The organism is Pseudomonas sp. GL_103, assembly GCF_057835175.1.
Map to the genome: position 1 here is coordinate 2,112,181 of NZ_CM174420.1, position 22,326 is coordinate 2,134,506.

16 protein-coding genes and 1 pseudogene are annotated in these 22,326 nt (G+C 60.2%); 9 read left to right on the plus strand and 8 right to left on the minus strand.

What is annotated here, in order from left to right; genetic code table 11:
* Window positions 1-76: 76 nt before the first annotated feature.
* Window positions 77-754: an alpha/beta family hydrolase gene (locus AC3IP0_RS09625; protein WP_489319048.1), complete on the plus strand. Its 678-nt coding sequence runs from the start codon at window positions 77-79 to the stop codon at window positions 752-754.
* Between the two features lie 187 nt (window positions 755-941).
* Here AC3IP0_RS09625 and AC3IP0_RS09630 read toward each other — a convergent pair whose 3' ends face one another.
* The 3 genes from AC3IP0_RS09630 to acnA all read right to left on the minus strand — a co-directional run bounded on the left by AC3IP0_RS09630 (window position 942) and on the right by acnA (window position 6,377).
* Window positions 942-2,507 (minus strand): methyl-accepting chemotaxis protein, encoded by a 1,566-nt coding sequence (locus AC3IP0_RS09630; protein ID WP_489319049.1) that lies wholly within the window; start codon window positions 2,505-2,507, stop codon window positions 942-944.
* Window positions 2,508-2,612: 105 nt separating this feature from the next.
* Window positions 2,613-3,404: a CPBP family intramembrane glutamic endopeptidase gene (locus AC3IP0_RS09635; RefSeq protein WP_489327248.1), complete on the minus strand. Its 792-nt coding sequence runs from the start codon at window positions 3,402-3,404 to the stop codon at window positions 2,613-2,615.
* A 231-nt stretch (window positions 3,405-3,635) separates the two neighbouring features.
* A complete protein-coding gene (gene acnA, locus AC3IP0_RS09640; protein WP_489327250.1) occupies window positions 3,636-6,377 on the minus strand; it encodes an aconitate hydratase AcnA in 2,742 nt (913 codons plus the stop codon).
* 222 nt (window positions 6,378-6,599) lie between these two features.
* Here acnA and rlmM point away from each other — a divergent pair, with 222 nt between their 5' ends.
* A complete protein-coding gene (gene rlmM, locus AC3IP0_RS09645) occupies window positions 6,600-7,673 on the plus strand; it encodes a 23S rRNA (cytidine(2498)-2'-O)-methyltransferase RlmM (RefSeq protein ID WP_046041367.1) in 1,074 nt (357 codons plus the stop codon).
* A gap of 16 nt (window positions 7,674-7,689) precedes the next feature.
* On the opposite strand, the pseudogene AC3IP0_RS09650 reads toward rlmM, so the two are convergent.
* A pseudogene (locus tag AC3IP0_RS09650) lies at window positions 7,690-7,794 on the minus strand (metal ABC transporter ATP-binding protein); the annotation flags it as partial.
* A gap of 57 nt (window positions 7,795-7,851) precedes the next feature.
* On the opposite strand from AC3IP0_RS09650, the gene tusA reads away from it, so the two are divergent.
* Complete coding sequence (tusA, locus tag AC3IP0_RS09655) at window positions 7,852-8,103, plus strand: sulfurtransferase TusA (RefSeq protein ID WP_015095965.1); 252 nt, start codon at window positions 7,852-7,854, stop codon at window positions 8,101-8,103.
* A 48-nt stretch (window positions 8,104-8,151) separates the two neighbouring features.
* On the opposite strand, the gene AC3IP0_RS09660 is transcribed toward tusA, so the two are convergent.
* Entirely contained in the window at window positions 8,152-9,561 is a 1,410-nt protein-coding gene (locus AC3IP0_RS09660; RefSeq protein ID WP_489319052.1) for an MATE family efflux transporter, read from the minus strand.
* A 164-nt stretch (window positions 9,562-9,725) separates the two neighbouring features.
* Between AC3IP0_RS09660 and pdxB the strand changes: the two genes are divergently transcribed.
* Window positions 9,726-10,868 (plus strand): 4-phosphoerythronate dehydrogenase PdxB, encoded by a 1,143-nt coding sequence (pdxB, locus tag AC3IP0_RS09665; protein WP_489327252.1) that lies wholly within the window; start codon window positions 9,726-9,728, stop codon window positions 10,866-10,868.
* Window positions 10,869-11,039: 171 nt separating this feature from the next.
* Here the strand turns inward: pdxB and AC3IP0_RS09670 are convergent, their stop codons facing one another.
* Window positions 11,040-11,219 (minus strand): PA1571 family protein, encoded by a 180-nt coding sequence (locus tag AC3IP0_RS09670; protein ID WP_150755204.1) that lies wholly within the window; start codon window positions 11,217-11,219, stop codon window positions 11,040-11,042.
* A 251-nt stretch (window positions 11,220-11,470) separates the two neighbouring features.
* Here AC3IP0_RS09670 and AC3IP0_RS09675 point away from each other — a divergent pair, with 251 nt between their 5' ends.
* Together AC3IP0_RS09675 and AC3IP0_RS09680 are read left to right on the plus strand one after the other, a co-directional pair.
* Window positions 11,471-13,246 (plus strand): ABC transporter transmembrane domain-containing protein, encoded by a 1,776-nt coding sequence (locus tag AC3IP0_RS09675; RefSeq protein ID WP_489327791.1) that lies wholly within the window; start codon window positions 11,471-11,473, stop codon window positions 13,244-13,246.
* Window positions 13,247-13,314: 68 nt separating this feature from the next.
* The gene (locus AC3IP0_RS09680) at window positions 13,315-14,358 is read left to right on the plus strand and encodes a Fic family protein (protein WP_489319054.1); all 1,044 of its coding nucleotides are present in this window, start codon (window positions 13,315-13,317) and stop codon (window positions 14,356-14,358) included.
* Window positions 14,359-14,411: 53 nt separating this feature from the next.
* On the opposite strand, the gene AC3IP0_RS09685 is transcribed toward AC3IP0_RS09680, so the two are convergent.
* Window positions 14,412-16,340, minus strand: coding sequence for a transglycosylase SLT domain-containing protein (locus AC3IP0_RS09685; RefSeq protein WP_489327254.1), 1,929 nt, complete (start codon window positions 16,338-16,340; stop codon window positions 14,412-14,414).
* Between the two features lie 215 nt (window positions 16,341-16,555).
* Here AC3IP0_RS09685 and AC3IP0_RS09690 point away from each other — a divergent pair, with 215 nt between their 5' ends.
* Window positions 16,556-18,475, plus strand: a complete 1,920-nt coding sequence (locus AC3IP0_RS09690; RefSeq protein ID WP_489319056.1) for an ATP-binding cassette domain-containing protein — start codon at window positions 16,556-16,558, stop codon at window positions 18,473-18,475.
* 191 nt (window positions 18,476-18,666) lie between these two features.
* Here AC3IP0_RS09690 and AC3IP0_RS09695 read toward each other — a convergent pair whose 3' ends face one another.
* The gene (locus tag AC3IP0_RS09695; protein ID WP_008050059.1) at window positions 18,667-19,107 is read right to left on the minus strand and encodes a universal stress protein; all 441 of its coding nucleotides are present in this window, start codon (window positions 19,105-19,107) and stop codon (window positions 18,667-18,669) included.
* Between the two features lie 104 nt (window positions 19,108-19,211).
* Between AC3IP0_RS09695 and AC3IP0_RS09700 the strand changes: the two genes are divergently transcribed.
* Both AC3IP0_RS09700 and fadB read left to right on the plus strand, forming a co-directional pair.
* The gene (locus AC3IP0_RS09700) at window positions 19,212-19,649 is read left to right on the plus strand and encodes a hypothetical protein (protein WP_489319057.1); all 438 of its coding nucleotides are present in this window, start codon (window positions 19,212-19,214) and stop codon (window positions 19,647-19,649) included.
* A gap of 513 nt (window positions 19,650-20,162) precedes the next feature.
* On the plus strand, window positions 20,163-22,310 hold the full coding sequence (fadB, locus tag AC3IP0_RS09705; protein ID WP_414927951.1) for a fatty acid oxidation complex subunit alpha FadB: 2,148 nt from the start codon (window positions 20,163-20,165) through the stop codon (window positions 22,308-22,310).
* The last annotated feature ends 16 nt before the right edge of the window (window positions 22,311-22,326 follow it).

The following is a 22,326-nucleotide window of genomic DNA, read 5'->3' on the forward strand; positions in this document are numbered from 1 at the left end:
AGCCGAAGTGAGCGCGCTCGCGCAAGGCAGTGCACCCTTCGGCCGGAGTTATAGGCAGACTAAAAGCGAGGCAAGCATGGACAAAGGGCACAAGGCCGGTATTGACGGGGATCAATGGGCGCAGTGCGTGCGTGATCATGGATGGTTGTGGAATGCCGCCGCTGGCAAGGCTGCGGCGACGCTGATCCTCGCCCATGGCGCCGGCGCACCGATGGACAGCGACTGGATGAGCGACATGGCTGCACGCCTCGCCGCGCAAGGCGTCAACGTGTTGCGCTTCGAGTTTCCCTACATGGCGCAGCGGCGCATCGATGGCGGCAAGCGCCCGCCGAACCCGGCGCCGAAACTGCTGGAATGCTGGCGCGAGGTGTATGCCCAGGTGCGACGCCATGTCACTGGGCCGCTGGCCATCGGCGGCAAGTCCATGGGCGGTCGCATGGCCAGTTTGCTGGCGGATGAATTGGGCGCGGATGGGCTGGTGTGCCTGGGGTATCCGTTCTATGCGGTAGGTAAACCGGAGAAGCCACGGGTTGAGCATCTGGCGGGGCTGAAAACTCGAACCTTGATCGTGCAAGGTGAGCGCGATGCGTTGGGCAATCGCGAGGCGGTCGAGGGTTATGCGCTATCGCCGGGTATCGAGGTGTTCTGGCTGGTGGCGGGGGATCATGACTTGAAACCGTTGAAGGCTTCGGGGTTTAGCCATGAGCAGCATTTGGCGGCTGCGGCACAGAAGGTGGCTTCATTCCTTCGGTGAGGTTTGTGCAGGCTGTAATGGCCCCATCGCGAGCAAGCTCGCTCCCACAGTGATTTGTGGTGTGGCTCAAAACCCTGTGGGAGCGAGCTTGCTCGCGATGAGGGACTACCAGGCAACATCACTTTCACTGGATCAATAAAAAACCCGGAAGCTCTCACTGTCCGGGTTTTTGTCATTCCAGCCTCTATCAGCGGTTAAACCGCTCTACCAACGAGTACTGTGTATTGGCAGTCTTGGTCAGTTCTTCACTCAACAACGCCGAGTTCTGTGCCTGTTCCGAAGTCTGGTCCGCCAGTGCCGATATGTTGCTGATGTTGCGGCTGATTTCTTCAGCCACGGCACTTTGCTCTTCGGTCGCAGCGGCGATCTGGGTGGTCATGTCGGTGATGTTGGCCACCGCTTCGCTGATCCCCACCAGTGCCTGGTCCGCTTCCAGTACCCGCGCCACGCCTTCTTCCGCCTGACGGTGCCCTGCTTCCATGGTCTGCACGGCAGTGGTGGCGGTTTGCTGGAGCTTGGCGATCAGCGCATGAATCTGCCCGGTGGACTCGCTGGTGCGTTGCGCCAGCTGACGAACTTCGTCGGCCACCACCGCAAAACCACGACCCATCTCGCCGGCCCGGGCCGCTTCGATGGCAGCGTTCAGGGCCAGCAGGTTGGTCTGGTCGGCGATGCCTTTGATCACGTCGACCACGCCGCCGATTTCGTTGCTGTCCTTGGCCAGTTGGGTCACGGTCACGCCGGTTTCACCGACTACCACCGACAGGCGCTGGATGGCTTCGCGGGTTTCCCCGGCGATGTCACGACCACGACCGGTCAGGCGATTGGCTTCCTGGGTGGCATCGGCGGTGCGTTGCACATGGCTGGCGACTTCCTGGGTGGTAGCGGCCATCTGGTTGACCGCGGTGGCCACCTGTTCGGTCTCGACCCGTTGACGTTCCAGGCCGCTGGAGCTGTTGTGCGCCAGGGCATCGGATTGCCTGGCCTGATCGGTCAGGTGTTCGGCCGTGTCCTGCAGGCGCGTCAGGCAGGTTTTCAGGCGTGCTTCCTGGCTGAGGATGGACATTTCCAGGCGCGCCTGGGCGCCGCGACTGTCGGTGTACATCTGTGCGATCAACGGATCGGAAGTGGTCTGCTCGGCCAGTCGCAGCAAACGCTTGAGGCCACGCTGTTGCCACTGGAGGCCCATCAGGCCCAGCGGCACCGAAAGACCGGCAGCCAGGGCAAACCCCCAATGGGAGTTCAGCGATGCACCGATCATGAAGCTCAATTGGCTGACCAGGATGAACGGCAGCCAGTCCTGCAGGATCGGCAGCCATTTATCCGAGGAGGGAATGGCCGACTTGCCCTGGTTGATGCGTTGGTAGAGCGCTTCGGCACGGCGGATCTGTTCGGCGGTGGGCTTGACCCGCACCGACTCGTAACCGATCACCTGATTGCCTTCGAAGACCGGTGTCACATAGGCGTTCACCCAGTAATGATCACCGGTCTTGCAGCGATTCTTGACAATGCCCATCCATGGCAAGCCTTGTTTCAGCGTGTCCCACATGTGTGCGAACACCGCGGCCGGGACGTCGGGGTGACGGACCAGGTTGTGCGGTGCACGGATCAGTTCCTCTCGGGAAAACCCGCTGATCTCGACGAATGCGTCGTTACAGTAGGTGATCATGCCCTTGGCATCGGTGGTGGAAATCAACCGTTGCTGAGCCGGGAAGGTCCGCTCGCGTTGTGTAATAGGCTGGTTGTTACGCATGGCTTTTTTAATCCGCAAGGCTTTCAAGTGCTGTATCGGCAAGGCCGGCGGATTGTTGAGATTATTTTTCGATAATCAGCGATGCGTCGCAAAATGACCCTTGCGTCAGCCGGCGAGCATCGGATAGGTGAACAGGCCGAAATGCAGCAGGTTCAAGCCAAAATGAGTAGCGATGGCTGCTGTCAGTCCTCCAAAACGGTAGGCCAGGCCATAGCCGATCCCGGCCAGGCCGGCTAGCAGGACCCATTGCCAGCCAGCACCGGTATGCGCGAGGCCAAAGATCAGCGAAGCCAGGAGCAGCGCAAAGTTTTCACCATGACGCAGATTTTTCAGCCAGCGACTCAGGCCGCTCTGGATGTAGCCGCGAAACAGCGCTTCCTCGACAAGCGTCACCAGCAGCAGATTGTTGAGCAGCCACAGCCAGGCAGAATCCGGCCACTTCGGTGCCCAAGCGACGACACCCAGCAACAGCGCACCACCCAAGGCCAGAACGGCACTCAGGGGCAGCGCCAGTGCGGTGGCAAACAGGATCGATCGAAGCGAGCGCCGACCGACAAGCCATGGGCAGACCAGTAACAGCCAAAAACCGATCAGGGGTTTGTCAAGGTTCGCGTACATGGAAAACGGCACCGCGTCGTCGGTGAAACGCTGCGTGGCGATGATTGGGCCGTTGTAGAAACCGGGCCACCAATGCGTCGCCAGGGTCAGAGCTAGAATGATGAATAGGCCATGGCCGAAGTATCGACCGAACTGATGCGTTTGCTGGCTAGCGGCAAAACCGGAAACCAATAGCAAAACAACAGAAATCGCCGCCGGCCAACTCATACTGCTGAAGTCCAATGCCAAGTAGTAGCCGAGGGAGAGGAGGGCCAGAAAAGTCCTTGGCAGAGCAAACATTGAAAGTCCTTGTGTCGAAATTCTGTGGATTCCCCCAGTCCCCAGTGGGAGCGAGCTTGCTCGCGATGACGGCGAAACATTCAAAGATGATGTTGAATGACACTCCGCTATCGCGAGCAAGCTCGCTCCCACAGGGGCTAGTGTCGGGCCAACATCAAGCAGTGCGAGATTATAGGGATGTGGTCACAAACAAAAACACCGCCCGAAGGCGGTGTCTGTGTCGGCGTATGACTACGCCGCAATCAACTGCCGCAACACATAATGCAGAATCCCTCCGGACTTGAAGTACTCCACCTCATTGAGCGTATCGATGCGGCACAACACCTCGATCTTCTCGCTGCTGCCGTCTTCGCGGGTGATGACCAGCGTCAGGTTCATCCGTGGTGTCAGCTCGACGCCGGTCAAGCCGAGGATGTCCAGGGTTTCACTGCCATTGAGGTGCAGGCTCTTGCGGTTCTGATCCAGCTTGAACTGCAACGGCAGCACACCCATGCCCACCAGGTTGGAGCGGTGAATCCGTTCGAAGCTTTCGGCGACGACCGCTTTTACCCCCAGCAGGTTGGTGCCCTTGGCGGCCCAGTCGCGACTCGAACCGGTGCCGTATTCCTGGCCGGCGATCACCACCAGCGGTGTGCCTGAAGCCTGATAGCGCATGGCGGCGTCGTAGATCGACATTTTTTCCCCGGTGGGAATGTAGCGGGTGTTGCCGCCTTCTTCGCCGCCGAGCATTTCGTTGCGTATGCGAATGTTCGCGAAGGTGCCACGCATCATCACTTCATGATTGCCACGCCGCGAGCCGTAGGAGTTGAAGTCCCGCGGTTCCACGCCTTTGTCGCGCAGGTATTGCCCTGCCGGGCTGTCGACCTTGATGTTGCCGGCCGGGGAGATGTGGTCGGTGGTCACCGAGTCGCCGAGCAGTGCGAGGATCCTGGCGCCGCTGACATCCTTGACCACGGGCGGCGGGCCGCCGATGTCGTCGAAGAACGGCGGATGCTGGATGTAAGTCGAGTCGTCCTGCCAGACATAAGTCGCCGCCTGCGGAACCTTGATCGCCTGCCATTGCGCGTCACCGGCAAACACTTCGGCGTATTCCTTGTGGAACATGGCGGTGTTGACCTGACTCACGGCGTCGGCAATTTCCTTGCTGCTTGGCCAGATGTCCCGCAGGTACACCGGTTTGCCGTCCTTGTCCTCGCCCAACGGCTCGCGGCTGAGGTCGGTGCGCACCGTGCCGGCCAGCGCGTAGGCGACCACCAGCGGCGGGGAGGCCAGCCAGTTGGTTTTCACCAGCGGATGCACCCGGCCTTCGAAGTTGCGATTGCCCGAGAGCACGGAGGCCACGGTGAGGTCGGCTTGCTGGATGGCTTTTTCGATGGGTTCCGACAGCGGTCCCGAGTTGCCGATGCAGGTGGTGCAGCCATAGCCGACCAGGGCAAAGCCCAATTCGTCGAGGTAATAGGTCAGGCCGGCCGCCTTGTAGTAATCGGTGACCACTTTCGAGCCGGGGGCCAGCGAGCTCTTCACCCAGGGTTTGCGTTTCAGGCCTTTTTCCACGGCCTTCTTCGCCACCAGCCCGGCCGCCATCATCACGCTGGGGTTGGAGGTGTTGGTGCAGGAGGTGATCGCGGCAATAACCACAGCGCCGTTTTTCAGGCGATAGGTCTGGCCTTCGTAATCGTAATCCGCTTCGCCGGCCATATCGGCATTGCCGACGGCAACACCGCCACCGCCTTCGCTTTCCAGGCGGCCTTCTTCTTTGCTGGTGGGCTTGAATTGCAGGTCGGTGAAGTCGCTGAACGCTTGCGCGACGTTGGGCAGCGACACCCGGTCCTGTGGACGTTTTGGTCCGGCGAGGCAGGCTTCGACGCTGCCCATGTCCAGCGCCAGGCTGTCGGTGAAGACGGGTTCCTGGCCGGGCAGGCGCCACAGGCCTTGGGCCTTGCTGTAGGCCTCGACCAGTTGCACCGTTTCCAGGGGCCGGCCGGACAGGCGCAGATATTCCAGCGTGATGTCGTCCACCGGGAAGAAACCGCAGGTGGCGCCGTATTCCGGGGCCATGTTGGCGATGGTCGCACGGTCGGCCAGGGGCAGGTCGGCGAGGCCGTCGCCGTAGAATTCGACGAATTTGCCCACCACGCCTTTCTTGCGCAGCATCTGGGTCACGGTCAGCACCAGGTCGGTGGCGGTGATGCCTTCCTTGAGCTTGCCGGTGAGTTTGAAACCGATGACCTCGGGAATCAGCATCGACACCGGTTGCCCGAGCATCGCCGCTTCCGCCTCGATACCGCCGACGCCCCAGCCGAGCACGCCGAGGCCGTTGATCATGGTGGTGTGGGAATCGGTGCCCACCAGGGTGTCGGGGAAGGCATAGGTGCGGCCGTCCTCGTCCTTGGTCCAGACGGTGCGGCCGAGGTATTCAAGATTCACCTGGTGGCAGATCCCGGTGCCCGGCGGCACTACGCTGAAGTTGTCGAAGGCACTCTGGCCCCAGCGCAGGAACGCATAGCGCTCGCCATTGCGCTGCATTTCAATGTCGACGTTCTGCTCGAAGGCGCTGCTGCTGGCAAACTTGTCGACCATCACCGAATGGTCGATCACCAGGTCCACCGGCGACAGCGGGTTGATCCGCTGCGGATTGCCGCCGGCCTTGGCCATCGCCGCACGCATGGCGGCCAGGTCGACCACCGCCGGTACGCCGGTGAAGTCTTGCATCAGCACCCGCGCCGGGCGGTACTGGATTTCGCGGTCGGAGCGACGCTCCTTGAGCCACGCGGCCAGTGCCTTGAGGTCGGCGCCGGTGACGGTTTTTTCGTCCTCCCAGCGCAGCAGGTTTTCCAGCAGGACTTTCAACGACATCGGCAACTTGTCCAGCTCGCCCAGGCTTTTGGCGGCATCGGGCAGGCTGAAATAGTGGTAGGTCTTGTTGCCGACTTGCAGGGTCTTGAGCGTTTTCAGGCTATCGAGGGACGGCATTGCGATCACTCCTTTGAGTCCGCACGGCTACGGACAGAGGGAACGGATAGAGGACTAAACCTAGCCCTCTTTAGTGCTTAAGGCTAATAACCGGACTCTATCGCTAAGTCCGGGGTTCCGAAGTCGGCTATCATGCGCGGGTTTTCGTGACAGGCTTTGCTTCAACGCAAGTCTGGGCATCGCGCAGTGGCCGAAATTCCTCGCCATTGCCCAGGAGTAAGAATGAACACCCTCTTTATGCATTGCCGGCCGGGCTTCGAAGGCGAAGTCTGTTCCGAGATTTCCGACCTCGCCGCGCGCTTGAACGTGGCCGGATATGCCAAGGCCAAGGCGGCAACTGCCTGCGCCGAGTTTGTCTGCACCGAAGAAGACGGCGCCGAGCGCCTGATGCGTGGACAACGTTTCGCCGAGCTGATCTTCCCGCGCCAGTGGGCCCGGGGGATCTTCATCGATCTGCCGGAAACCGACCGCATCAGCGTGATCCTGGCGCATATGGCGGACTTTCCGCTGTGCGGCAGCCTGTGGCTGGAAATGGTCGACACCAACGACGGCAAGGAGCTGTCGAATTTCTGCAAGAAATTCGAAGTGCACCTGCGCAAGGCGCTGATGGCCGCCGGCAAACTGGTGGAAGATGCTCACAAGCCGCGTTTGCTGCTGACGTTCAAGAGCGGCCGCGAAGTGTTCATGGGCCTGGCGGAGTCGAACAACTCGGCGATGTGGCCGATGGGCATTCCGCGATTGAAGTTCCCCCGCGAGGCGCCGAGCCGTTCGACCCTCAAGCTGGAAGAGGCCTGGCACCACTTCATCCCGCGCGACCAGTGGGACGAGCGTCTGCACGGCGACATGACCGGCGTTGACCTCGGGGCCGCCCCCGGTGGCTGGACCTGGCAACTGGTCAACCGCGGCATGCTGGTGACCGCCATCGACAACGGCCCGATGGCCGAAAGCCTGATGGACACCGGTCTGGTGCAACATCTGATGGCCGACGGTTTCACCTTCAAGCCCAAGCAACCGGTGGACTGGATGGTCTGCGACATCGTCGAGAAGCCGGCGCGCAACGCCGCGATGCTGGAAGAGTGGATCGGCGAAGGCCATTGCCGCGAGGCGGTGGTCAACCTCAAGCTGCCGATGAAACAGCGCTATGCCGAAGTGAAGCGCTTGCTCGAGCGCATTGCCGATGGCTTCAAGGCCCGGGGCATCAAGGTCGAGATCGGCTGCAAGCAGCTGTACCACGACCGCGAGGAAGTGACCTGCCATTTGCGCCGGCTGGATGTGAAGAAGCCCAAGTCCCGCTGACACACGCGGACCAATGTGGGAGCGGGCTTGCTCGCGAAGGCGGTGGGTCATTCAGCAATGATGTCAGCTGACAGTTCGCCTTCGCGAGCAAGCCCGCTCCCACAGGTACGGTGCTAGCCAAAAGATGACGTTACACCCGGCAATGCGCGACAATGCCGGCCAGTTTCAGGAGTGAATCATGAGTGAAATGCTTGATACGCCGGTAGACGGCACCCTCGACGCCACCGGCCTCAACTGCCCCGAGCCGGTGATGATGCTGCACCAGCACATCCGTGACCTGGTGCCCGGCGGCCTGCTCAAGGTGATCGCCACTGACCCGTCGACCCGTCGCGACATTCCCAAGTTCTGCGTGTTTCTCGACCATGAACTGGTGGCGCAGCACGAAGAAGAGGGCACCTACCTCTACTGGATTCGCAAGAAGTCCGTTTAACGGTAGCCAAAAAAAGACCTGCATAAGCAGGTCTTTTTGTTTGTGCAATCAACCGGCCGAGCGGCTGTTACGAATCCGCCGGCGCGCACTGAGCGTCAGGCGGATCGACAGCATCAGCGCCGCACAGCTCAAACCGGCAATCAACCCTTCCCACAGCCCGCTCGGGCCGCTGGCCGGACCGAACCAATCGGTCAGTCCCAGCACGTAGCCGACCGGCAGGCCGATGCCCCAATAGGCGAACAAGGTCAGGATCATCGTCACCCGGGTGTCCTGGTACCCACGCAGCGCGCCCGCGCAGATTACCTGGATGGCATCGGAAAACTGATACAGCGCGGCATACACAATCAACATCGACGCAATCTGGATCACGGCCTTGTCAGGCGTGTAGATCGAGGCGATAGGTTCGCGCAGGAGCAGGATCAGGGCCGCCGAGAACGCCGCGAACACCAGTGCGGCGCCGAGCCCGACCTTCGCCGCGAATCGCGCCTGCCAGGGATTGCCGGCCCCCAGTGCTTGGCCGACGCGCACGGTCACCGCCATGCCCAGCGAGTAAGGAATCATGAACAGCAACGAGCTGATATTCAGGGCGATTTGATGCCCGGCCACCACGGTAGAGCCGAGACTGCCGATCAACAGGGCGATGACCGCGAAGATGCTGGACTCGGCGAACACGGCGATACCGATCGGCAGGCCAATGCTGACCAGACGCTTGATCACGGCCCATTTCGGCCGGTCGAAGCGCACCAGCACACGGGTGCGGGCATAGAAGGGGGCCCAGAAGGTCCAGCCGGCCATGCTCAACGCCATGAACCACATCACGATGCCGCTGGCCCAGCCGCAACCGACGCCGCCCAGGGCCGGTGCGCCGAAATGGCCATAGATCAACGTGTAGTTCAGCGGGATGTTCAGCAGTAGCCCGCACAAGCCGATAACCATGCTCGGACGGGTACGACCCATGCCATCGCTGTAGCAGCGCAGCACGTAATAAAACGCCATGCCCGGCAAGCCGAAGGCGATCCCGTGCAGGTAGCCCATGCTTGGCTCGATCAATTGTGGGTCGACTTTCATCCAGTGCAGGATCGGCTCGGCGCCGAGCAGCAGGCCACTGCCGATCAACCCGACACACAATGCGAGCCACAGCGCCTGGCGTACCAGTGGGCCGATTTCGTCAAGCTGCCCGGCGCCAAAGCGTTGCGCGACCTTGGGTGTGGTTGCCAACAGCACGCCGGACATCAACAGGTAGACCGGAATCCAGATCGAGTTGCCCAGAGCCACCGAAGCCAGGTCCCGTGGGCTGACGCGGCCGGCCATCACCGCATCGACGAAGCCCATGGCCGTGGTGGCCAGTTGCGCGATCATGATGGGCAGGGCCAGGCCGAGCAGGCCTTTGAGTTCCAGGCGAACGGGCGTCGTCCGCGCCGGAGCTATGGCGGCGGTATTCTCAATTACAGGATTCAATGGCGAAACGTCCAAAAGGTATTGATGCACAGGCGCGCATTCTACGCGTTGACGCGCCAGTCAGGAAAAGACCCGTGTTGTGGATTTGTAATCATCTGCGAGCGGCGTGCTAGGCGCGGTGAGGCATCTACGCCTAAACTGCCGATCCGCCAAAGGAGCCTGCCATGCTGATTGTTGCCGACGAAAATATCCCCCTGCTCGATGCCTTCTTCGGAGGTTTCGGTGAAATCCGCCGGGTACCGGGTCGCGCCATCGACCGTGCCACGGTCGAGCAGGCCGATGTGCTGTTGGTGCGTTCGGTGACCAACGTCAATCGCGCGCTGCTCGAGGGCAGCAAGGTGCGCTTTGTCGGTACGTGCACCATCGGCACCGATCATCTGGACCTGAATTACTTTCAGCAGGCCGGCATCACCTGGTCCAGCGCCCCGGGCTGCAATGCCCGTGGTGTGGTCGACTATGTGCTCGGCAGTCTGCTGACCCTGGCCGAAATCGAAGGTGTCGACCTGACCCGGCGTACCTACGGCGTGGTCGGTGCAGGCGAAGTGGGTGGCCGGCTGGTCAAGGTCTTGCAAGGCCTGGGCTGGAACGTGCTGGTGTGCGATCCACCTCGGCAAGCGGCGGAAGGTGGGGACTACGTCAGCCTCGAGCAGATCATCGACGAGTGCGACGTCATCAGTCTGCACACGCCATTGACGAAACAGGGTCAGCAATCGACCTGGCATTTGTTCGATGAAAAGCGCCTGAACCAGCTCCGGTCCGGCACCTGGCTGATCAACGCCAGTCGCGGGCCGGTGGTCAACAACGCGGCACTGCGGGACGTGCTGTTGGAGCGCGAAGACCTGCAAGCGGTGCTCGATGTCTGGGAAGGCGAGCCTGAAGTCGACGTGGCGCTGGCCGAACTCTGCGTGCTGGCAACGCCACACATTGCCGGTTACAGCCTCGACGGCAAGCAGCGGGGCACCGCGCAGGTTTATCAGGCCTATTGCGATTTCCTCGGGCAACCGGCCCGCGTCAGCCTGGGCGATTTGCTGCCGGCACCGTGGCTGTCGCAGGTGACCCTCAATGCCCAAAGCGACCCGGCCTGGGCGTTGGCGATGTTGTGCCGTGGCGTGTATGACCCGCGTCGCGACGATGCGGATTTCCGTCGCAGCCTTGTCGGCAATGTCAGCGAGCAGCGTGCGGCATTCGATGTGCTGCGCAAGCAATACCCGTCGCGCCGCGAGATCGACGGGTTGCAGGTGCGGATCGAGGGGGATGCGCCTGAGTTGCAGAGGATTGTGGCGGCGTTGGGGGCGACGGCAATCTGATAGACCGTGGCGGCCCCTTCGCGAGCAAGCCCGCTCCCACAGGGAATTTGTGGTGCATGAAGAACCAGTGTGGGAGCGGGCTTGCTCGCGAATGGCCGCACCACAAATTCAGCACAACAGGCATAAAAAACCCGGCCAACAATGGGCCGGGTCAAGAAGACGGTGGCTATATCACTTTTGTTCGGCAGGTTTGACCAATCGCTTTTCCAGTTCGCTGCAAGCTTTCTGGATCATCTTTTCAGTGATCGGTACTTCGCGACCCTGCTCGTCAATAATCGAGCAACCCAGAGACTGGTCTGGTTGCGTGCGGATCACTTGAATCTTGTCATCGCTGCTGTATTGCAAGGACATGGCCTGTCTCCTCATCAGGTTGTTAGCTTACTGTAGAACCGCCAGGTGACCGGGCTATGACAACTCCCTGCGATCTTTCCGGGGGGACAGAACCAGTCCAGCAGAAATGCCTTCGCCTGGCTACCCGAACTTTAGACCAATAGTGTCTAGCCTCTAGTGTTGGTGGACATAATTAACCTGACTCATTGTGATTTGCAGCGAGCCACCCCATTGAGCGGTATAGGCTGACCCTAATGACTGCCTTGTCCAGGATGATTACGATGCTCTCTGCCCGTCACCGCCGTGCCATTCGCCTGGCCAGTCGTTTCATAGCGCCGTATCGCTGGCAGGCCTTTGGCGCCTTGCTGGCGTTGATCGCCACCGCGGGCATCACCTTGTCCATGGGGCAGGGCATCCGCCTGCTGGTGGACAAGGGGTTCATGACCCAGTCACCGCACCTGCTCAATCAGTCCATTGGTCTGTTCATGCTGCTGGTGGCGGGATTGGCGATCGGTACGTTTGCACGGTTTTACCTGGTGTCGTGGATCGGCGAGCGCTGCGTCGCCGACATCCGACGCAACGTGTTCAATCATCTGATTTACCTGCACCCGGGGTTTTACGAAGACAATCGGAGCTCGGAAATCCAGTCCCGCCTGACCGCCGACACTACGCTGCTGCAATCGGTCATCGGCTCTTCGCTGTCATTGTTTCTGCGCAATCTGCTGATGGTGATCGGCGGCATCGTTTTGTTGTTCATCACCAACCCCAAACTCACCAGCATCGTGGTGGTTGCCTTGCCCCTGGTGATCGCGCCGATCCTGATCTTCGGTCGCCGGGTGCGTAACCTCTCACGCCTGAGTCAGGACCGGATTGCCGATATCGGCAGCTATGTGTCCGAAACCCTGGGCCAGATCAAGACCGTGCAGGCCTACAACCATCAGGCCCAGGACGAGCGCCGGTTTGCCGTGACGGTGGAAGAGGCGTTCAACACCGCACGCAAGCGCATCTTCCAGCGAGCCTGGCTGATTACCCTGGTAATCGTGCTGGTCCTGGGCGCGGTCGGGGTGATGCTCTGGGTTGGTGGTATGGACGTCATCGCCGGGCGAATTTCCGCCGGTGAGCTGGCGGCGTTCGTGTTCTACAGCCTGATCGTCGGCAGCGCGTTCGGCACCTTGAGCGAGGTGATTGGCGAGTTGCAGCGGGCAGCCGGCGCGGCCGAGCGGATTGCCGAGTTGCTGCGTTCGGAAAACATCATCCTGCCGCCGGTGGCGGGCGCGGTGACACTGCCGGAGCGGGTCGATGGCCAACTGCAACTGCACAATGTGCGTTTTTCCTACCCGTCGCGACCGGAAAGTTATGCTGTCGACGGGTTGAGCCTGACCGTCAATGCTGGTGAGACGCTGGCGCTGGTCGGGCCATCAGGGGCCGGCAAATCCACGGTGTATGACTTGCTATTGCGTTTTTACGACCCGGCGGAGGGGCGCATCCTGCTCGATGGCGTGCCGTTGACTCAACTCGATCCGCTGGACCTGCGCCGCTGCTTCGCCCTGGTGTCGCAAACCCCGGCGCTGTTTTTCGGCAGCATTGAAGAAAACATTCGCTACGGCAATCCGCAGGCGACCTTGGCTGAGGTACAGGAAGCGGCAAAAATCGCTTACGCCCATGACTTTATCGAAGCCATGCCCAATGGTTACCAGACTCATCTGGGGGACGGCGGTCTCGGTTTGTCCGGCGGCCAGCGCCAGCGCCTGGCCATTGCCCGTGCGCTGCTGGTGGACGCGCCGATCCTGCTCCTCGACGAAGCCACCAGCGCCCTCGACGCCCAGAGCGAACACCTGATCCAGCAAGCGTTGCCGAGCCTGATGAAAAACCGCACCACCCTGGTGATCGCCCATCGCCTGGCTACGGTGAAAAACGCCGACCGCATCGCCGTGATGGATCAGGGGAAGCTGGTGGCGGTGGGCACGCATCAGGAGCTGATTGCCAGCAATGCGTTGTATGCGCGGCTGGCGGCGTTGCAGTTCAGTGATGGACATGAGGCGGCATGAATGACTACTGATGAATGACGCCCGGTTCGGGCATTATGTCGTCCTCTGTTATGAGCCCGGATGAGGATATGAGCCGTTATCAACCACCGTTGACCTTGACGACGAAAATGTTGTCGCTGATCGCCGATATCAGCGAACAGATCGGTCAGCTTACGGCTATGGACGAACGCCTGCAGACACCTCAGTTACGTCGTGGCAATCGGATTCGAACGATTCAGGCTTCTTTGGCCATCGAAAACAATACGCTGAGCATCGAGCAGGTGACTGCCGTTCTGGCAGGGCAGCGTGTGCTGGGGTTGCCTCGGGAAATCCAGGAAGTACGAAATGCGTTTGCTGCATACGAAGCCATGCCTGATTGGCAGCCAAGCAGCCGGACCGATTTACTGCGTGCCCATGAATTGCTGATGGGCGGATTGATTGATGAATGCGGGCAGTTTCGTCGAACCGGCGTGGGTATCTATCGTGGCGATAAGTTGATCCATATGGCGCCGCCGCCGAGTCGCGTTGTGCACTTGATTGATGACTTGTTGGCGTGGCTTGGTGCCTCGGACTGGCATCCGCTGATTACCAGCTGCGTCTTTCATTATGAATTTGAGTTCATCCATCCCTTCGCTGACGGTAACGGACGTATGGGACGCCTTTGGCAAACCCTGATACTCAGTCAGTGGCGCCCGGTATTATCTTATTTGCCGGTTGAGGCCGTGATTCGGGATCAGCAGGAGGCGTACTACGCGGCATTGTCGGCGGCCGATCATTTGGCCGAATCAACGCCTTTCGTAGAGTTCATGTTGCAAGCCATGAGCCTTGCACTATCGGAGGCGGTACGGGGTGAGCCAGAAATCGACCCAGTAACCGACCCAGTAACCGACCCAGTAGAGAAGTTGCTTTCTGCACTGCATCTTAACGGTCCGCGAAAGATCAGCGAATTGATGGCTGACATCGGATTGGTGCACAAGGCGACCTTTCGGGCTAACTATCTCAGGCCTGCATTAGCGGTCGAATGGATAGAGATGACCCATCCCGAGTCGCCAAGTAGTCCGGCACAAAAGTATCGCCTGACCCAGCTTGGAAAACAGGTCTTCGCACGGCTCAAGGCGGCAAAGAAATTCTGAGCAATAAAAAGCCCGCATCTGTGATGCGGGCTTTTTTTGCGGGTCGATTTGAATCATTGATCGTCGAAATACCGCTCATGCCAATCCACGATCGGCTGCGGTGAGTTGAGCTTCTCGCCATAGATCACCGAATACGACAGCACGTTTTGCACGTACTGGCGTGTTTCGTCGAACGGGATGCTTTCCACCCATACGTCGAAACTCAGGTGGTCCGCACCGCGCAACCATTGGCGCACTCGGCCGGGGCCGGCGTTGTAGGCGGCGGAGGCGAGGACGCGGTTGCCGTTGAACTGGCTGTGCACCTGGCTCAGGTACGCGGCGCCGAGCTGGATGTTCTTGTCCGGGTTGAACAGTTGCTGTGGCGAGCTATAGGGGATGCTGAATTTGCGTGCGGTTTCCTTGGCGGTGGCGGGCATCAGTTGCATCAGGCCCGAGGCGCCGACCCCGGAGCGGGCATCTTCCATGAAGGCGCTTTCCTGGCGAGTGATGGCGAACGCCCAGCTCGGATGCAGGCCGCGATTCTTCGCTTCACGCACCAGCGTGTTGCGGTGGGCCATCGGGAAACGGATATCCAGATCGTCCCAATACTGCGCCTGGCTGATGGTGCGAATGGCCGGGAAATACCATTTCAGGTCGTAAGCCAGTTTCGCTTGGGCAACCATCTCGTCACGGCTGAAGTGGCGGCTGACGTGGTACCACTCGCGGCGACCGTCGACGATTTGCCCGCGAGCGTGGAACTCCAGGGCGCGACGTATGCCGGGGGTGTTGCGCACTTTGTTGATCAGCGCCTGGCTCAACACCAGCGGCTTGTTGTTCAGCGAGTACGGAGACTGTGAGCGGTCGGCGGCGAGGAAACCATAGAAGTCGCGTTCGCGGGCCAGGCTTTTAAAGAGCGTCTGCGCTTCAGGATTCTGCGGTTGCGCCAGCTCCAGGCTGCGGGCCTGCCAGTAGCGCCAGCGGTTGGTGGTGGCCAGGTCCTGGGGCAGGCGGCGGGTCAACTGATAGGCATCGTCCCAGCGCGCCAGACGCAGGAGCAGGCGCAAGCGCCATTCGGAAACCGTGTTATCGCGCAGTTCCGGATCGTACTTGGTCATGACATCCAGGGCACGGCCGTCGAAACGTTTGGCGAGGGTCAGCCCGATTTCCCGGGCGATCGCGACTTTTTCATCCCGAGAGAAATGCATGCTGCTGGCATAACCGTCGAGCAGGTTCATGGCCCTGTCCGGGTCCTGGCGAGCCAGACGGCGCAGGCCGAGGCTGACCACGTCGGACATGGCTTCATCGGCCGGGGTGAAGCGTGACGGCTGGTTGAGCAGTTCCGGTTTCTGCGCCACGTCCACCAGCAAGCGACCGCGAGGGGCGAGGGTGGTCAGGCCGTTGACCAGGCTGTTGGCCAGCGGGTAATTGCGCGCCTGGGCGGCGAGTTTCGCGCGTTCCCAGCGTTTTTGCTCGGTCAACTGGCCATCGGCGGCCCACATGCCGAACAAGGCATCGCAGGCTTCGGGCTGGGATTTACCGGTCAGCCAGAGCTTTTCAGTGTTGGCGTAACCTTCGGCTTTGAGGTTGTGGCTGATCTGGTACTGCGCATTCAGGCAGTCCAGTTCGGTGAAGTTCATTTTCGGGTCGTAATACTTGACGAAGGTCGCCCAGTCGCCCCGATCAGCCAGCCAGCGCAACCAGCGCAGCTTCATCCAGTTGGCCTGGGGCAGGTCGCCGTGTTCGGCGAGGAATTTCTCGATTTCGGCGTTGCTCGCGGTTTTAAGCCGCGCGGTCAGCTCGTCGTAAGCCAGGTAGGGTTCCAGCGGATAATCGGCGAGGGCCTGGCTGTAACGAAAATACGGGCCGCTATCGCCCTTGGCCAAGGCGCGTTTGGCTTCATCGTAATACTGGCGTTGGGTGGACAAGTCCACCGCCTGGGCGGATTGAACGGCAGCGGCAGACAGTAAAAAAACAGATAAAAGATTGAAAAGGCGACTGCGCATGAGACGTCCGGGCAGAGAAAAATCATGACAAGCGCGGGCCAGGCCCGCGCTGAATTGTCTGTAGCTTAGCCTTTTGCCAGCAGCCGGTGAAAGCTTTGCGGGTCTTCCCGCGTCAGTTCGCAACATTTGTCATGCAGAGTGCTACGAGAGTGAAATTGCCGGCCTTCTGAAGCCTCAAGTCAGGTAGAATGCGCGCCCGGTTTTTGGAGAAGCTCATGACCCTGCTCAAATTCAGCGATGTGTCCCTTGCTTTCGGCGCTATGCCGTTGTTGGACAAGGTGTCCTGGCAGATCGCCCGTGGTGAGCGGGTGTGCATCATCGGCCGCAACGGCACTGGCAAGTCCAGCATGATGAAGCTCGTCAAGGGCGACCAGAAGCCCGATGACGGCTCCGTTTGGCGCGCACCCGGGCTGAAGATCGGCGAATTGCCGCAAGAATTGCCGGTGGCCGACGAGCGGACAGTGTTCGACGTGGTGGCCGAAGGCCTGGACGGCGTTGGCGCCTTGCTCGCCGAATATCACCACCTGAGCCAGAACATCGTCACTGACGCCGATCTGGACAAACTGATGCACGTCCAGCACGACCTCGAAGCCCGCGATGGCTGGCGCTTGCAGACCCTCGTCGACAGCACCTTGAGCCGCCTGCAACTGCCGGCCGACAAGACCCTCGCCGAGTTGTCCGGCGGCTGGCGTCGTCGCGTCCTGCTGGCCCAGGCTTTGGTGTCCGAGCCGGACCTGCTGCTGCTCGACGAACCGACCAACCACCTGGACATCGGTGCCATCGCCTGGCTTGAAGAAGCGCTGAAGGATTTCCAGGGCGCCGTGCTGTTCATCACGCACGACCGTTCTTTCCTGCAGAACCTGGCAACCCGCATCCTCGAACTGGATCGCGGCGGCCTGATCGACTGGAATGGCGACTACGCCAGTTTCCTGGTGCACAAGGAAGCTGAACTCGCTGCCGAAGCCACTGCCAACGCGCTATTCGACAAACGCCTGGCCCAGGAAGAAGTGTGGATTCGCCAGGGCATCAAGGCCCGTCGTACCCGTAACGAAGGCCGCGTACGTGCGCTGAAAGCCTTGCGCGTCGAGCGCAGCGAGCGTCGTGAGCGTACCGGCAAGGCCAACATTCAGCTGGATACCGCCGACAAGTCCGGCAAGCAGGTCATGGTGCTCGAGAATGTGAGCTTCGCTCACCCGGGCGGGCCGTTCCTGATCAAGGACTTCTCCATGGTGCTGCAGCGCGGCGACCGTATCGGCCTGCTCGGCGCCAACGGTACCGGCAAGACCACCCTGCTGAAGCTGATGCTCAGCGGCCTGCAGCCGACCAGCGGCAAAGTGGAAGAGGGCACCAGGATCGATGTCGCCTACTTCGACCAGTTGCGCCATCAGCTGGACCTGGAAAAAACCGTGATCGACAACGTGGCCGAAGGTCGCGACTTCATCGATATCGACGGCCAGAGCCGCCACGTGCTGAGCTACCTCGGCGACTTCCTGTTCAGCCCGCAGCGTGCCCGCACGCCGGTCAAGGCACTGTCCGGCGGTGAGCGTGCCCGTCTGTTGCTGGCCAAGCTGTTCAGCAAGCCGGCGAATCTGCTGGTACTCGACGAACCGACCAACGACCTCGACGTCGAAACCCTCGAACTGCTCGAAGAGGTCTTGCTGACCTTCAACGGCACCGTACTGATGGTCAGCCACGACCGGGCATTCCTCGACAACGTGGTTACCAGCACCCTGGTCTTCGAAGGTGAAGGGAAGGTTCGCGAGTACGTCGGTGGCTACCAGGACTGGCTGCGTCAGGGCGGCTCGCCGCGCCTGCTGGGCGTGACCGAGAGCAAGTCCGGCAAGGCCGACCTGAACTCCGCGGTGGTGAAGGCCGAGCCTGCGCCGGTTGCGGCGGTCGTTGAAGCGCCAGTGGCGAAGAAAAAGCTCAGCTACAAGTTGCAGCGCGAGCTGGAAGCGTTGCCGGGGCAGATCGAAGCCATGGAGCAGCAGATTGCCGCCGTTGAGGCACAGATGGCCGATGCCGGCTTCTATCAGCGTCCTGCTGCGGAAACCGCTGCGGTGATTGCTCAGCTGGAGCAATTGCAGGCTGAGCTCGAGATCATGGTCGAGCGTTGGGCCGAACTGGATGCCTGATTGATCCGGTAACAAAAAAAGCCCGGCGTTCAGTGATGAACGCCGGGCTTTTCATATGAAGATTTGAAGGTTGTTACGGTTTCAATGTGGGAGCGAGCTTGCTCGCGATGGCGGCCTGTCAGTCAACATTGATATCGACTGACAGTGCCTCATCGCGAGCAAGCTCGCTCCCACAGGGGGTACCTACAACTTCAGGATTTGTTCTGCAGACGCACCGCCAGCACATCGCAAGGCGCGCCATGCAACACGTCATTGGCGGTGGAGCCCAGCAGCAGTGCCAGGCCATGCCGGCCATGGCTGCCGACCACGATCAGATCGCATTGCTGTTCCTTGGCGAAGTGATGGATTTCCTGGCGTGGCTGGCCGTAGGTGAGGTGGCAATTGGAGCCCTCAAGCTCTGAGTATTTGTGCTTCAAGCGTTCAAGGCGCTCCTTGGCCTGATCGAACTGCTGCTGTTGCAGTTGTGACAGGTCCATCGGCACATCGCCGCCAAAGGCCATCGCCATCGGCTCGACAATGTGCACCAGCGACAATTTCGCACCGTTGCTCACCGACAGTTCGCGAGCGCGGTGAATCACAGGGTCGCACTCTTCGGTCAGATCTACAGCGACCAGAATATGGTTGTAGGGCATGAGGTGCTCCTCCTGAGGGATGCAATATTGGTAAGTATGGCTGGTTTCAAGCGCATTGGTTCCAAAGTGACACAATGGGCTCATTCAAATTCGGGAGTACAGATATGACGGTCTGGATAGTGGTGTCAATCCTGTTGGTGGTGCTGAGCCCACTGGCATGGTTGCGGCCGTCGCGAGTTCAGAGCGGGCGCATAGCCTTGCGGATGGAGGCCCGGCGCATCGGGCTGGCCATGCAATTGGCACCTCAGGAGTGGCCGCACTGGCTCAGCCAGGAGCCGCCGAGCCCCTGCGCCCAGTACCATCGTCCACGACGTGGCAGTCGGCCGGCGTGCTGGAGTTACTGGCAAAAATCACCGGGTGTCTGGGTCAATCAATGGCAGGAAATCTGTGAAGATCGGGCGCTGCTCGATCATTTCGAAAAATTGCCAGGCAATGTCTTCAAGGTCGAGGCCGACAAGCAAATAATCGCCTTGTATTGGGGCGAGAAGGGCGAGGCCGAGGTGTTGCAACAGATCGATGCCACCCTCAAGGCACTGGCCTGACACCGCAAGCAGTAAAAATCATCAGGCAATAAAAAGCCCGACAAAATCATCGGGCGGGTTGGCCAGGCAGGCCGGTAAAACGGTGTGGGCTGATCTTACGCTGGGCATTCGCCAAAGCGTTCAACTTTTTTCCCCAGGTTCCGCCAGCGTAGCTTGTTAAACACGGGCTGCAGCGAATTAGGGCGCATTTTCTAACAATTGATTCTATGAATGACCTTGCATGTTTCGGCGTGTTTAAGGTCTTCGCAGTACGGATATGACCGGAAAGTCGCGTTTCAACCCGTGTTTCGGGCGATTGACAATTGTCGGAAATTCCGTGAAGGTGACGTACCCAAATCAAACGGGCGTATGAATTGAGCGTTTGTATTTCAGACCGCTCCTACAGAATCCCGACTATCGCGTTGGCGGGTGTGCCGGGGGAATGGGCGTAGCATTGACGATCAACGTCCCTGCCAAGCCATTCGCCTGCGTCCGACGTGTACTGTTCAGCTTCCATATCGTGGAGATCAGTTGATGATTTACGAAGGTAAAGCCATCACGGTTAAGGCTCTTGAAAGTGGCATCGTCGAACTGAAGTTCGACCTCAAGGGTGAGTCCGTCAACAAGTTCAACCGTCTAACCCTGAACGAACTGCGTCAGGCCGTAGACACCATCAAGGCAGATGCTTCGATCAAGGGCGTGATCGTCAGCAGTGGCAAGGACGTGTTCATCGTCGGCGCCGACATCACCGAATTTGTCGACAACTTCAAGCTGCCGGATGCAGAACTTGTTGCTGGCAACCTCGAAGCCAACAAGATTTTCAGCGATTTCGAAGACCTCAACGTCCCGACTGTTGTTGCCATCAACGGCATCGCGTTGGGTGGCGGTCTGGAAATGTGCCTGGCAGCGGACTACCGCGTCATGTCCACCAAGGCCAAGATCGGTCTGCCGGAAGTCAAGCTGGGCATCTACCCGGGCTTCGGCGGTACCGTGCGTCTGCCGCGCCTGATCGGTGCCGACAACGCCATCGAGTGGATTGCCGCCGGCAAGGAAAACCGTCCTGAAGACGCGCTGAAAGTTGGCGCCGTCGACGCAGTGGTTGATCCTGAGAAGCTGCAGGACGCCGCGCTGGAACTCATCAAGCGCGCCATCTCCGGCGAGTTCGACTACAAGGCCAAGCGCCAGCCGAAGCTGGAAAAGCTCAAGCTGAACGCCATCGAACAAATGATGGCTTTCGAAACCGCCAAGGGTTTCGTGGCCGGCCAGGCTGGCCCGAACTACCCGGCGCCGGTTGAAGCGATCAAGACCATCCAGAAAGCCGCGAACTTCGGTCGCGACAAGGCGCTGGAAATCGAAGCTGCCGGTTTCGTCAAGCTGGCCAAGACCTCTGCCGCGCAGAGCTTGATCGGCTTGTTCCTGAACGATCAGGAACTGAAGAAAAAGGCCAAGGCCTACGACGAAATCGCCAAGGACGTGAAGCAGGCCGCCGTACTGGGCGCCGGCATCATGGGCGGCGGTATCGCCTATCAGTCGGCTTCCAAAGGCACGCCGATCCTGATGAAGGACATCAACGAGCACGGTATCGAGCAGGGGCTGGCAGAAGCCGCCAAACTGCTGGTTGGCCGCGTTGATAAAGGTCGCATGACCGCCGCGAAAATGGCTGAAGTGCTCAATGGCATCCGTCCAACCCTGTCCTACGGCGACTTCGGTCACGTGGACCTGGTGGTCGAAGCGGTCGTCGAGAACCCGAAGGTCAAGCAAGCGGTACTGGCTGAAGTTGAAGACAAGGTCAAGGAGGACACCATCCTGGCGTCCAACACCTCGACCATTTCCATCACCTTGCTGGCCAAGGCCCTCAAGCGTCCGGAAAACTTCGTCGGCATGCACTTTTTCAACCCGGTGCACATGATGCCGCTGGTGGAAGTGATCCGTGGCGAGAAGTCCAGCGAGCTGGCTGTTGCCACCACCGTTGCCTACGCCAAGAAAATGGGCAAGAACCCGATCGTCGTCAACGACTGCCCGGGCTTCCTGGTCAACCGCGTCCTGTTCCCGTACTTCGGCGGTTTCGCCAAGCTGGTCAGCGCCGGTGTGGACTTCGTCCGTATCGACAAGATCATGGAAAAATTCGGCTGGCCGATGGGCCCGGCGTACCTGATGGACGTGGTCGGCATCGACACCGGTCACCACGGTCGTGACGTGATGGCTGAAGGTTTCCCGGACCGCATGAAGGACGACCGTCGCTCGGCCGTCGACGTGCTCTACGAAGCCAAGCGCCTGGGTCAGAAGAACGGCAAGGGCTTCTACGCCTACGAGACCGACAAGCGCGGCAAGCAGAAGAAAGTGGCCGATCCTTCGGTACTGGAAGTGCTCAAGCCGATCGTTTACGAGCAGCGCGAAGTCACCGACGAAGACATCATCAACTGGATGATGATCCCGCTGTGCCTGGAAACCGTGCGTTGCCTGGAAGACGGCATCGTCGAAACCGCTGCCGAAGCCGACATGGGTCTGGTCTACGGTATTGGTTTCCCTCCATTCCGTGGCGGTGCGCTGCGTTACATCGACTCGCTCGGTGTGGCAGAGTTCGTTGCCCTGGCTGACCAGTACGCTGATTTGGGCGCGCTGTACCACCCGACCGCGAAGCTGCGCGAAATGGCCAAGAACGGCCAGAGCTTCTTCGGTTAAGCGCCCCCAACTAGAG

What these genes read in the sequence shown, in the direction of transcription:
- AC3IP0_RS09625 (WP_489319048.1), top strand. Translation starts at nt 77, where the DNA reads ATGGACAAAGGGCACAAGGCCGGTATTGACGGGGATCAATGGGCGCAG.
- AC3IP0_RS09630 (WP_489319049.1), bottom strand. Translation starts at nt 2,507, where the DNA reads ATGCGTAACAACCAGCCTATTACACAACGCGAGCGGACCTTCCCGGCT.
- AC3IP0_RS09635 (WP_489327248.1), bottom strand. Translation starts at nt 3,404, where the DNA reads ATGTTTGCTCTGCCAAGGACTTTTCTGGCCCTCCTCTCCCTCGGCTAC.
- acnA (WP_489327250.1), bottom strand. Translation starts at nt 6,377, where the DNA reads ATGCCGTCCCTCGATAGCCTGAAAACGCTCAAGACCCTGCAAGTCGGC.
- rlmM (WP_046041367.1), top strand. Translation starts at nt 6,600, where the DNA reads ATGAACACCCTCTTTATGCATTGCCGGCCGGGCTTCGAAGGCGAAGTC.
- tusA (WP_015095965.1), top strand. Translation starts at nt 7,852, where the DNA reads ATGAGTGAAATGCTTGATACGCCGGTAGACGGCACCCTCGACGCCACC.
- pdxB (WP_489327252.1), top strand. Translation starts at nt 9,726, where the DNA reads ATGCTGATTGTTGCCGACGAAAATATCCCCCTGCTCGATGCCTTCTTC.
- AC3IP0_RS09670 (WP_150755204.1), bottom strand. Translation starts at nt 11,219, where the DNA reads ATGTCCTTGCAATACAGCAGCGATGACAAGATTCAAGTGATCCGCACG.
- AC3IP0_RS09675 (WP_489327791.1), top strand. Translation starts at nt 11,471, where the DNA reads ATGATTACGATGCTCTCTGCCCGTCACCGCCGTGCCATTCGCCTGGCC.
- AC3IP0_RS09680 (WP_489319054.1), top strand. Translation starts at nt 13,315, where the DNA reads ATGAGCCGTTATCAACCACCGTTGACCTTGACGACGAAAATGTTGTCG.
- AC3IP0_RS09685 (WP_489327254.1), bottom strand. Translation starts at nt 16,340, where the DNA reads ATGCGCAGTCGCCTTTTCAATCTTTTATCTGTTTTTTTACTGTCTGCC.
- AC3IP0_RS09690 (WP_489319056.1), top strand. Translation starts at nt 16,556, where the DNA reads ATGACCCTGCTCAAATTCAGCGATGTGTCCCTTGCTTTCGGCGCTATG.
- AC3IP0_RS09695 (WP_008050059.1), bottom strand. Translation starts at nt 19,107, where the DNA reads ATGCCCTACAACCATATTCTGGTCGCTGTAGATCTGACCGAAGAGTGC.
- AC3IP0_RS09700 (WP_489319057.1), top strand. Translation starts at nt 19,212, where the DNA reads ATGACGGTCTGGATAGTGGTGTCAATCCTGTTGGTGGTGCTGAGCCCA.
- fadB (WP_414927951.1), top strand. Translation starts at nt 20,163, where the DNA reads ATGATTTACGAAGGTAAAGCCATCACGGTTAAGGCTCTTGAAAGTGGC.